This is a genomic window from Reichenbachiella sp. (assembly GCF_039944555.1).
In the GTDB taxonomy this organism is placed as follows: domain Bacteria; phylum Bacteroidota; class Bacteroidia; order Cytophagales; family Cyclobacteriaceae; genus Reichenbachiella.
On the sequence record NZ_JBDUYN010000021.1, the window covers coordinates 97,123 to 108,207 of the forward strand.

General features: G+C 41.4%; 7 protein-coding genes. 1 reads left to right on the forward strand and 6 read right to left on the reverse strand.

Annotated elements, in window-relative coordinates; genetic code table 11:
- Positions 1–1,839: 1,839 nt before the first annotated feature.
- Positions 1,840–3,054 carry a hypothetical protein gene (locus ABJD64_RS25380; protein WP_348208275.1) on the forward strand — a complete coding sequence of 405 codons (1,215 nt, stop codon included), beginning with the start codon at positions 1,840–1,842 and terminating at the stop codon, positions 3,052–3,054.
- A 687-nt stretch (positions 3,055–3,741) separates the two neighbouring features.
- Here the strand turns inward: ABJD64_RS25380 and ABJD64_RS25385 are convergent.
- The 6 genes from ABJD64_RS25385 to ABJD64_RS25410 form a co-directional block, all read right to left on the reverse strand.
- Positions 3,742–4,941, reverse strand: a complete 1,200-nt coding sequence (locus ABJD64_RS25385; protein ID WP_348208276.1) for a Gfo/Idh/MocA family oxidoreductase — start codon at positions 4,939–4,941, stop codon at positions 3,742–3,744.
- A 15-nt stretch (positions 4,942–4,956) separates the two neighbouring features.
- Positions 4,957–6,291, reverse strand: a complete 1,335-nt coding sequence (locus tag ABJD64_RS25390) for a Gfo/Idh/MocA family oxidoreductase (protein WP_348208277.1) — start codon at positions 6,289–6,291, stop codon at positions 4,957–4,959.
- Positions 6,288–7,661 (reverse strand): DUF1080 domain-containing protein, encoded by a 1,374-nt coding sequence (locus ABJD64_RS25395; RefSeq protein ID WP_348208278.1) that lies wholly within the window; start codon positions 7,659–7,661, stop codon positions 6,288–6,290. The genes ABJD64_RS25390 and ABJD64_RS25395 overlap by 4 nt, the downstream gene beginning before the upstream one ends.
- A gap of 72 nt (positions 7,662–7,733) precedes the next feature.
- The gene (locus ABJD64_RS25400; protein WP_348208279.1) at positions 7,734–9,104 is read right to left on the reverse strand and encodes an arylsulfatase; all 1,371 of its coding nucleotides are present in this window, start codon (positions 9,102–9,104) and stop codon (positions 7,734–7,736) included.
- Between the two features lie 102 nt (positions 9,105–9,206).
- A complete protein-coding gene (locus tag ABJD64_RS25405) occupies positions 9,207–9,434 on the reverse strand; it encodes a hypothetical protein (RefSeq protein ID WP_348208280.1) in 228 nt (75 codons plus the stop codon).
- A 297-nt stretch (positions 9,435–9,731) separates the two neighbouring features.
- Positions 9,732–11,085 (reverse strand): glycoside hydrolase family 3 C-terminal domain-containing protein (locus tag ABJD64_RS25410; RefSeq protein ID WP_348208281.1); only part of this gene is annotated, 1,354 nt, incomplete at its 5' end.

The following is an 11,085-nucleotide window of genomic DNA, read 5'->3' on the forward strand; positions in this document are numbered from 1 at the left end:
ATGGTGGCATTAAATAGAAGAAAGCCTATGATTAGCCTTGCGGAACAAGGGGCTATTTAAGCCTCTACATGTTGTTACCTCAACCGTTTGGATGTCAACTTGATAAAGTCAGCGTGGGTAGTTTCCTACTTTTCTTCGATTAGGGTAGCTACTGCGAGTTTTACCTGGTGAGTATTAGTGGATAAGCATTTAAGTTAAATGTCCACGATAAAGATTAATCGTAAACTTCTGATTACTCTTAAATTTTTCAGGGGGTGTACACTTTACCAATCTGAGAGATATTAACTATCTTTACTTGAAGCCACAGGGTAAATCGACAAAGAGGGCCCCATTAATGCGATAAAAGCATTAATGGGGCCTTTTTTATTGGTTTTAGGTAAGATGGAAAAACTGTCCTACCAGAATAATTAGGCTCTTAATAGCTTGTCCTTTCGATGAGTATGCTAAGTGATTATACTTGCCGGAAGCATAAGTAAATTTTTTGAGTGACTGTAGTATACTATGCAAATCGTTGAAAGCAGGCTGATTAGCTCGACGTCCTAACATAGGCTTAAAGGCTCCATTAGCTTGCTCATACGCTAAATGAAAAAGCGACTTTTTGAAGGGCTGAAATCATAAGGGCGCAAAACAATAATGAAGAAGTCAATGAAAGACACAGAAGAACACATAGTAATCCGTTTTTTATGGATGCGTTTAGAGGTCAAAAACCCCTCCCTTATGACCATTATAATTTTGGGGATGATGATTGCCTTGGTTGTATTATTGAAGCTACTTTGATCCTTTTGCTGATATTGGAGACTTTCTTTTTGGGAGTCTGCCGTGTCAATAGGATAAAAGCAAATTTTATATCTATCGGTTGTTTAAAACTGCCATCTCATCTGGAAATGGGTAGGCCTAGAAAAAAGGCAACTTAGCATATCTTGATACGCCAATATTTATCTCCTTGAGAGATGGATACAGTGAAGAGAAAAGACTTACAGACAATAACTACATACACGGCAGAGTCAACATAATAATGCTGCTTGTAGCCCTTATGAAGGTGTGCTCAGGGATCGAGCAAATGATTTGAAGAGAGAATTATAAGATATGAGATTAGGTAAAGGTCAACCAGAAACTTATAATGAACCTAATAAAAGGCCCTAGACATATCACATATCACAAACACGTCCTGAATACGGAACACAGTTTATTGCACAATCTGGGTGACTTACAAGAAGAAGTTTGCTAGATCAAACACCAACCAATTGAAATAAAATAAGCTGTTTGAAAGGGTGTTAAATCAGTGAGGGATGGAAAATCACTCAGCATTTAAAGAACGTTCAAATTGAACAATGTTAAACGGTGTTAAAGGGGTATTGGCTGTGTATCCTCAAGGAGACAAAAAGAGGTTTTTTTTAAAAGGGAATCCAAGGTTTTGTAACTCTGTAACCGTGCAGCTTTTTTTTTAAAAAAAGGTGATATATGAAAGCTCCGCCCAATGCCCAGATTGCATCAGAAATAAGATTAATAGATATGTCCTGAAGGAACTCCACTTCAGCGAATGTACTAAAAATCAATCGCTTGGTACGCTTGATAAGCAGTAAGTTTCAATTTCGTCCGATACAAGAAAGCTCAAATAGCAAAGGTTGATAAGGTCTAAACAATGAGCCTCTGAATTATCTCCCACTTCCATAAGCGCGTTATGTGTTTTGATGAAAAAAGAGTAGTTGTTTGTACGTTGTTATTTGTCTTTTCCTAAATCCAGCGGTCTAACTTTATTAATACTTTAGAAATCAAATTGCATGATTAAAATTCACCGCTATTTATTACCTTTCCATTGTCATTTATGTGCTAAGTTTCATGCTCACAAGACTCTGGATTTTCTTTCTTTTTAGTTGGTGTGCACTTTCATTGCAAGCGCAAGTGGAGGTAGATGCCACAGCCACGGGCAGGCATGCTAAAATGATCAATACTGCAAAGGAAACCAGAGCGCAAACCAAAGCAAGAAAAGAACAGCTTCGTCAGATACGTGAACAGCAAAAGGCTTTTAAAGAGTATGAGGAGTCTTATAATGAGCTCAAAGAAGAACAGCTGTCTCAGCTGAATCAAGATAGTCTTTCTGTATATACCTGGTCTATAGAAGACTCACTCGCCCTATCAAAGCAAGTGCTTTATGAAACGGATTTTCCTGAGAAATATATAGAGCTTATCGAGAACCCAATTTTTTATGATGAACAAACTCTCATAAAGTCAGATAGCGTATTTGCTGCAAAGGCTACAAACATCATAGAAAATCAGGCAGAAAGAGCACTGGCTTCTTACGTTGGTGATGGTTTGGGTCCCACAGCACAAGATCCACTATCAGGTTTGGCCTCAAATCCACTACAAGGAGGTGACCTTACTGCCTTTGCCTCTAAATACCGTGTAGCATCCACACCGAACCCAAATATGGTCAAACCTTCAAAGGCGCAAGACCTCATAGCTAAAATAGATGGGGAGCAGTTTGAGGAAATGCAGGGAGAAATGGGCGATATGAAAAAGAAGTATTCTGAAATGCCGGACATGAACAGCCCTGAGGGTGGTACCAAAAGAATTTCATTGAAGGAAACTCCGTTTTACAAAAGAATCTATTTTGGTGGCAAACTAAACTTGCCTTCCACTGATCCGCTCATTGTCAACAGTAGTTTGCAGCTCGGTTACTGGCTTAACAAGAAATGGATGCTTGGTGCTGGCTTTGAAATGCGCGAGCAGTTCAAAAATGACCTGACTACCTCCTTGACTGGAGATAGCTACGGCTACAGCTATTTCAATCGCTACAACTTGAAGCAGTCCTTTTTTACCTGGGCAGAGTTTCAGAGGCAAATCAACCGTTCCATCATTTACAGCAATGAGTCCGGCACTTCGGTGAAATGGGAGCAAGCAGCACTCATAGGTATTGGCATGGATTTCAAAATATTGCGAGTGCGCATGAACTCCATCATCATGTATGATTTCCTACATCGCAGAAATGACCTCAATCCGCTTCCTTTCGTGATGCGTGTCGGATTTCAGTTCACAAAGAAGCCCGGGAAATAGAGGTTTGAACACTGTCTTATTCCATGCAAACCGTTATAATTCGAGAGGTGGAAAGTATACTTGAAAAGTAATTTTTAGTTCGTTAAGAATTTAAAACAACAAATCTCCTAAGCACCGCAACTTTTTCACATTGACTTTAATTGACTAAAGGATATTGCTAGAAAATTTGTAACAATTTTCGAAACGCTCGAACTATCGCTCGACCTGTTGTTTTGGGAGATAAAAAAAATACCCTTTCTGATATCAGAAAGGGCATTTTAAGGTAATTATTCGTAGCCCGTAGGGAACTACGCTCATTGCTGATAATCAAACACTTCTATAAAAAGTGTAAAACTTTTGGTAAAACAAATAGGGAAGAAATTAGAACAAGAAAATCCTGAAATCACACTTGGCCTGGCTTTCATATGAATTCCACAAAGCAGATCATTGGATTTCAGGACATACCCACATTCCATTTGAATCATTTCGAATTGGAAATACCTGGACCTGGATGCATAGCAATATGCTGGGGTATGTCACTTTTGGGGAAAGTACTTGGTTTAGGAGAGATCAAATTATTGATACCGAAGGCCCACCATGACCAAAGCCTAGCATTAAGCACACATAGATGAAAATAACCTCTATTAACCTTGAGCCCCTAAAATCAATTAAACAAACTCCAATTTCCTTCAACCATCAAGTTAGGTTCTAAAACTTCAGCTCTTGATAGTCCTTCCAAACCTTAATCTCTTCCTGATACAAGGCATCTAAGGATATCTGAACACATTTAGCTGTTTGTGCGCCAGTTTGAATATCAGAAATCACAGGATCCCCGTTAACAATCGAGTTGTAGAACTGCTGTATAGCGTCCAGGGTCGGATCATTTCCCGGAGCATGAATAGGTACCCCCTCGCCTTTTTTCCAGGCTTGGATGGTAGCTCCTGAAACACCATCGACTATACCTGTTTCAAGATCAAGTTTTCCTTCTGCACAAATCTGGCCTTTGGTATAATCCAAAATCATGGTAGCCTTAGAGCCTAGCACTTTTATCTGGTAATCATCATAGCCGTTTGTTGTGGTACAAGTAAATGAAGCGTCTAAACCCGAAGGGTATTTGTAAAGCATATGAACATTGTCAAATGTCTCCCTGCCATCCTTCCAGTGATCTATTCCACCAAAACCTGTGATCTTCTCAGGAAACTCCTGCTGTACCCAATTAATAAAATCAATCTGGTGAGACATCAGCTCTGCAACCAACCCACCAGAATACTCTCTATACATCCGCCAGTTAATCATGCGTTCCCATTTTGGATCAGGTACTGAACGTCTCCAATCTCCATTTCGGTTCCATTGACATTCGTATGAGGTGATTTCCCCCAGATGCCCTGAGCGGATAATTTCAAGTGCTTTATTGTAAAGCGGGCTACTATGATACTGATGACCGGTCTGGAAGACTAAACCGGAATTTTTGTGAATATCAATTACATCCTGAATTTCATGCACTCCTTTTACCATGGTTTTCTCACAGTAAACGTGCTTTCGCTCTTTAAGAGCAGCTATGGCTATTTCACCATGAGTGGAAAATGGAGTTGCGATAAAAACAGCCTCAACATTCTTATCTTGAATTAGCTCAGCATGACTGGTGTAGCCTTTGGCTTTTAGAGTTTTAGCAAGGGCTCTTTCCAGACGGAAGGGCAAAGGATCGGCCAGAGCTACTATCTCAAAACCATCCAAGTCTTTCATCAAGCTCATGAGTCCCGTACCTCTATCTCCAACACCTATTACCCCAACTTTGACCTTGTCTTTTGCAAAGCTTGAAAATGGGTTTGCCAGACTTGCGGTTAACATAGCTCCTCCAGCAACTGTAAAACCTGACTTTATAAACTTCCTCCTATTTAATTCAATCATTTACAGGTATTTCTGTTACAATTTCGGCTCAAATCCTGGAGCATATTCTCTTCTCCAAAGTTTCATACCTTCTCTGTCAAAGATATGCCCATTGCTGCTGTCTAGTTCCAACGTTTTATTGAGTCTGCTGGAAATGTTCGCCAGATGGCACAGCAATGTGCTCTTCGCTCCTTCGTCAATTGGGGAGTTGAGTTTGGCTTTGCCTCTGACGGCATCAAAGAAATTTAGCACATGATTTGTGCTCGTATCACCTCCACCCCCTAACGCAAGTCCTCCTTCACTGCTTCCTGAACTTAGTTCTTTCAAAAGCCTACCTCTACGATCAAATACTTTAAAATGATCCCTGTCTACCAAAACTGTCCCTTCCGATCCAAAAATCAAGGTTCCTCTTCCCCCAGTATAGGTCGTGTAACCATTTCTTGACTTACCATCCCAGTTAATCACTTTTTCATTGTCAAAGTCAAAAGTTGCGTACATAGTGTCGTACATCTCCCAGCCATCTTCTTTGTAATGTCGCTTACCTGCTTCTGTCGTGATCTTATTTGGAAACTCTACTTGAAGCGCCCATCGTGCGATATCTAATTCATGCATCGCATTGTTCCCGCTCTCTGCCGTACCCCATTTCCAGCCATACCAGTGCCAGTTGTAGTTCCACGTATCATGGCGATAATCCTCCCTTGGTGCTGGCCCTTGCCATAGATCCCAGTTCAGGTCTGATGGTGGTGCTTGCTGGATGCGCTGTGGAACTTCTCCCCTACTATTATTGTAATAAGCTACTGCTTTATAAGGCTCTCCAATTAGGCCATTATGAATCTCTTTGATGATCTCAATAGTATGCTGCGAGGATCGCTGCTGGTTGCCCATCTGGATCACTTTGTTGTATTTCTTGGCATACTGAACCAATAGCTCTCCTTCCCATGGATTGTGGCTACACGGTTTCTCTACATACACATGCTTACCTTGCTGCATAGCCATCCACGAACCAGGTGCATGCCAGTGATCAGGAGTCGCATTGAAGATCGCATCAACTTCCTTGTCTACAAAGATTTCCTGCATGTCTTCAGTTGTCTTGGGTGTGTAGGAGATGATGCTTTTAAGCTCACCCATGGCTTTGTCAATCTGGCTTTTCTTCACATCACACAAGTAAGCCAAACGCACGTTGTTCTTCTTTTCCAGGCTTGGCACATAGGCTCCAACTCTTCTACCTAGTCCAATGAAAGCCACATTGAGTCGGTCATTGGCTCCTATGATCCTATTATAGCTAGCTGCTGACAAACTGCTGGCCATTGAAATACCAGCTGTAGCCAGGGTTGTTTTCTTGATAAAGTCTCTTCTGCTATTCTCTTTCATAGTTCTCTGATCTTGATGTTTTTGTAGCTCACTTCATTGCCATGATCTTGTAACAGGATCTTACCTTCTGGCCACTGTCCAAAGCCTTCCCAGTCTTTGTATTTACTATAGGCTACAAGCGCCCTGAAGATTTGTGAATTGCGGTCATATTCCACCACTTTCTCATTGTTGAGCCAGTGCTCTACTTTGCCGTCTTTCGATACAATTCTTGCATGGTTCCAATTACCAATGCCTTTGAAACTTTTATCCCGACCGGGTACAGAAAGATTTTCTGCTGTGATCAGATCATACAGCGAGCCGACTGTTCGGTTGCCATTAACTCCCTTCTTGGCATCCGGATGGTTTTTATCGTCAAGAACCTGAAACTCGCAACCAATCGCTGAGCCTGATCCTTTATTGAGTCTAGGGTCAACAAAGTATTTGATGCCGCTATTGGCTCCTTCGGTAATTTTAAACTCCAAGTTCAGTTCGAAATTGGAGTAGTCCTTAGTTGTCACAATATCACCAGGACCTGCTGATTCTTTTCCTTCTGTTTCTGCTACTGTCAGAGTGCCATCTTCGATTGTCCAACCTCCTGCAGGAAAATTATCCAGCTTGGCTCCTCGCCAGCCATCTGATGTTTTTCCATCCCAAAGCAGTCTCCACCCATGATCCAATTCGTATGAAGTAAGCTCATTTTTCAGATAGCTGATCTCAGGTACTTCAGGATCTTCTTTCCATGAGTTGTCTGATAAATCTTCTGTCAGAATATTCATATTCTTCCACTTGATCTTTGCTCCTTCTAGTTCTTTGTCATTGATGCTATGAACCTGAAGCCCAATAAACCCTTCAGCAGTCATGTCATCTACCAGTCTGGCACACTGTATGCCATTGATCCAGGTATTGATCTTATTGCCAATGGCTTCAACTCTTACCTTGTTCCATTTACCATATTGAAGGGCTGTTCTGGCTTTTTTATTTCGAGCCAATGGATACAACCAACCTCTTCTCGACTCGTCATAAACCCCACCGCTATAACCTCTTGTCGATGGATCGAGCTCTACTTGGTAGCCATGGACTCTGCCATCCTTATAATCCTTCAAGCTATTGCTCCTGATCTGGACACCTGAATTCAAATCTGTGGTGACTAGTACCTCATACTCAAGGATAAAGTCACTATATAATTTCTTGGTGGTTAGAAAGGAGTTAGGCGTATTGGGTACTGCTTCTCCAACAATCATATCCTTATCCACATAATACATCGCCTCTCCGCCCAACTGCTTCCAATTCTTTAAGTCTTTTCCATTGAATAAGGGTTGCCAAGATTGGGCTAATAAGACGTTTACAACAAAATATAAAAAGAGTGCAAAAATGGATTTTAGGTATCTCATGATTTTTAATCTTTAAATCTTCTCCTTTGATTTATTTTTCTAATGAAATGCTTTAAGCACCTTACATGAGTTTCATTTTTTCAAAATTCTGGGGTGTGGCTCTAAGAGAAACGCAGGGTTATAGCTTCGTGCCGATCCAATCAAATTCATAAGCTCCTCTGCCTTTTTTGGCTTTGCTTCTGCCAAATTGTTATTCTCCCCGACATCCTCACTGAGATCATATAGCTCAATTGGCTTATTATAGAACTTTACTGCTTTCCAATTATCCTTCCTCACAGCCTGAATGGGGCCCTCATGTACATTAATTTCCCAATACAAATAGTTGTGCTCTGCCTGCCGTTCACCTAACAATGATGGCAAATAGGAAATTCCATCTATTCGAGTAGATGGTTCTACCCCAGCAAGTTCACAGGCTGTTGGAAAGAAATCCCAGAAAGCAGAGACATGTTCGCTGGTAGATCCTGCTTTGATATGGTTTGGCCAATAGGCAATAAAAGGGATTCGAATACCCCCTTCGTATAGATCTCTTTTTTTACCAGTAAGTGGTCCATTACTATCGAAAAAACCATTGTCAAATTCTGGCCCGTTATCACTGGTGAAAATAACCAAAGTGTTTTCAGCTATCCCAAGGTCATTCAACTCATCAAGTAATCGACCGATATCTCTGTCCATGCGGCTTACCATCCCCGCGTAGGTCACATTGCCTGGCTCATGATGTCTACCAGTCTCTCGTTTCGGCCAGCCAAGGTTCTTATAGGGAGCTTTTGAATCTTCCGGTACTGTCAACTCCTGGTGAGGAATGGTATATGCCAGATAAAGAAAGAAGGAAGTATCCGCATTTTGTTGAACAAACTCAACTGCTTTTGACGTAAAGCTATCATGAGAATATTGGCCTTTGGCGTTATATTCGTCATTGCCCTCTGGGTGAAAAGGATCGTTGTTTTCCCAAAGGATCTCTGGATAATAGTAATGAGCCGTTTTATGCTTCCTATAGCCGTAGAAATAATCAAAACCCTGATTGAGCGGCATACTTTCCAAATCTGCCTCAGCCATTCCCCATTTCCCTACTATACCCGTGACATATCCTGCTCGTTTGAGTTCTTTAGCCACCGTGATCTGGCTTCTTGGCATATCAACAGGATTTCCTATGAATGTCCAAAGGGGATTTCCTCGCACAGGTGAATGACCAGAATGCAGGCCTGTAAGCAGACTAGCTCTACTTGGTCCGCAAACTGTTGAGCCAGCGTAATGTTGGGTAAACTTCATGCCTTCAGCCGCCATTTGATCAATCTCTGGGGTAAGGATTTTTTGTTGCCCAAAGCACCCCAGATCTCCATACCCCAGATCATCCGCCAGAATATAAATGATGTTAGTTTTTTGTTGTGCTTCTGTAGACAGAAGCTGACAAATAAGAAGCATGACAGTACCGATTTTTAATTTCATCTTTTTTCTTAATTTCATCTTTCTAAAAATATAATTTTCACTCAAATGATCATTTAACAGAGTCTTTTCTATTCACACATCGGTTCGTCTTTTGCTCACCATTTAGATAACTGTTGTAGAAGTCATCATTGGAAGGGTTATCAAAAATGTAACTACCAAAAAAAATTCGCCATTACCAACCATTCTGGAATCTTGTTGAAGTCTGAGTTGCTCAATCATTGTAGACTCCAAAGTCCCAATAAGCTCTGGGTTATCAATCAAATTATTCATACACTCCACATCCATCTTTATATTGTATAGTTCGTCGATGGGTCGCTTACCAAAAGACATCTTCCAATATTCTTTATCTTGCGGTCAGCTATTCGAAACCACAGTATCGGTCGGACTACCTTCATATTTGAGATATCCTGCGATCGGCTCTCCGGAAGGCCATCTATCGTTTTCATAATTCATTAGGTGGAGATAATCCTCTTCTACACCCCCCGGATTAAGTAACCTGCATCACTGGGACGTCCAATATCATGACGCTCCTTGCCAGTCAACATGTTTGCTCTTTTGCCGTGCATCCACATCTTCAAAAAGATTCACAAGCGATAATCCCTTTTTAAAATCTGATTATCAATTAGACTATTCCAATTTAAAACTTCCCATTGCTCGAATATCTTGCGAGCTGGAACCAACCAAAACTTCAAACTCTCCAGGTTCCACTGTCCAGTTCATGTCTCTATCTAATAGTTGTAAGTCCTCTGGTTTGAGTGTGAAGTTGACCGACTTGGTTTCTCCCGGATTTAAGGTGATTCGCTCAAAACCTCTCAACTGTAGCTCATATACGATCACACTGCTCACTAGATCCTTAAAGTAGAGCTGTACCACTTCGTCTCCTTTGACTTTGCCGGTGTTCGTGATATCCACTGACACTTCGATCTGCTGCTGAGTTTTGGCTAACTCTGGTGTGATCTTCAGATTTTTGTATTCGAACTCGGTATAACTAATTCCATAACCAAACGGATATAACTCTCCTACCACAGAGGTCTTACCAGTTCCATTTGGACCTGAAGATGGCTGACCAACTTGAGAACTGGGTTTGTATGGAAAATTCAACTCCAACTGCCCAACTGATCTTGGGAATGTAATAGGCAGCTTCCCACCTGGATTGTAATCCCCAAAGATGGTTTGCGCTATGGCATTTGGTCCTTCTACATTTGGGAACCATGCTTCCAGAATTGCAGGGATGTACTGGTTTTCCCAGTTGATGGTTAGTGGTCTACCATTGATTAGAATTAAGATGATTGGTTTGCCTGTTTCCTTCAAGGCGTGAAGCAACTGAAACTGTCTGCCTGGAAGCCCTAAATCTGTTCTTGAGCGGCTTTCTCCACAACGCTTCTCATCTTCTCCCATTACAGCAATGATCACGTCGGATTGTTTAGCTTTTGCTACTGCATCATCAATCAGGCTTTGTTCTTCGTTGCTCAATGGAATTGGTATAATCTCACTCTCCGGCCAGGCTTCATCCACAACTTCACATCCCAATGAAAAGTCGACCTTTGCATTGTTCCCAACATAATTCCGGATGCCTTGCAGCACATTAGTGATCTTCATTTTTTGTGGTCCATAGCGGCTTACATATACAGTTGTGTCAACCGAAAGCGGACCCGTTACAAGGATATTTTCCAGCTTGTTGATGTCCAGTGGTAGTGTGCTATTTTCATTTTTCAGAAGCACCAAGGATTCTTTTGCCATCTGCAACACAAAGTCTTTGGTGTTATTCGCCACAATCTTATCAGCGGCTTTCGTGTCTTTGACATATGGTTCGTCAAATAGTCCCAGTTCAAATTTCACTCTAAGCACATCTCGCACATTTCGGTCGAGAGTGGCCAGTGAAAGTTCTCCATCATTGACTAATTCCCTAAGTGGCAGAATGTAATCCTGAGGTGGGGTAAAATGTGTTCTTACATTCAATCCTGCCTCAGCAACCTGCCTC

Excerpts from the sequence above, each read along its gene's own strand:
- ABJD64_RS25395 (WP_348208278.1), bottom strand. The coding sequence starts at position 7,661 with ATGAGATACCTAAAATCCATTTTTGCACTCTTTTTATATTTTGTTGTA.
- ABJD64_RS25405 (WP_348208280.1), bottom strand. The coding sequence starts at position 9,434 with ATGTCTTTTGGTAAGCGACCCATCGACGAACTATACAATATAAAGATG.
- ABJD64_RS25400 (WP_348208279.1), bottom strand. The coding sequence starts at position 9,104 with ATGAAATTAAAAATCGGTACTGTCATGCTTCTTATTTGTCAGCTTCTG.
- ABJD64_RS25390 (WP_348208277.1), bottom strand. The coding sequence starts at position 6,291 with ATGAAAGAGAATAGCAGAAGAGACTTTATCAAGAAAACAACCCTGGCT.
- ABJD64_RS25380 (WP_348208275.1), top strand. The coding sequence starts at position 1,840 with ATGCTCACAAGACTCTGGATTTTCTTTCTTTTTAGTTGGTGTGCACTT.
- ABJD64_RS25385 (WP_348208276.1), bottom strand. The coding sequence starts at position 4,941 with ATGATTGAATTAAATAGGAGGAAGTTTATAAAGTCAGGTTTTACAGTT.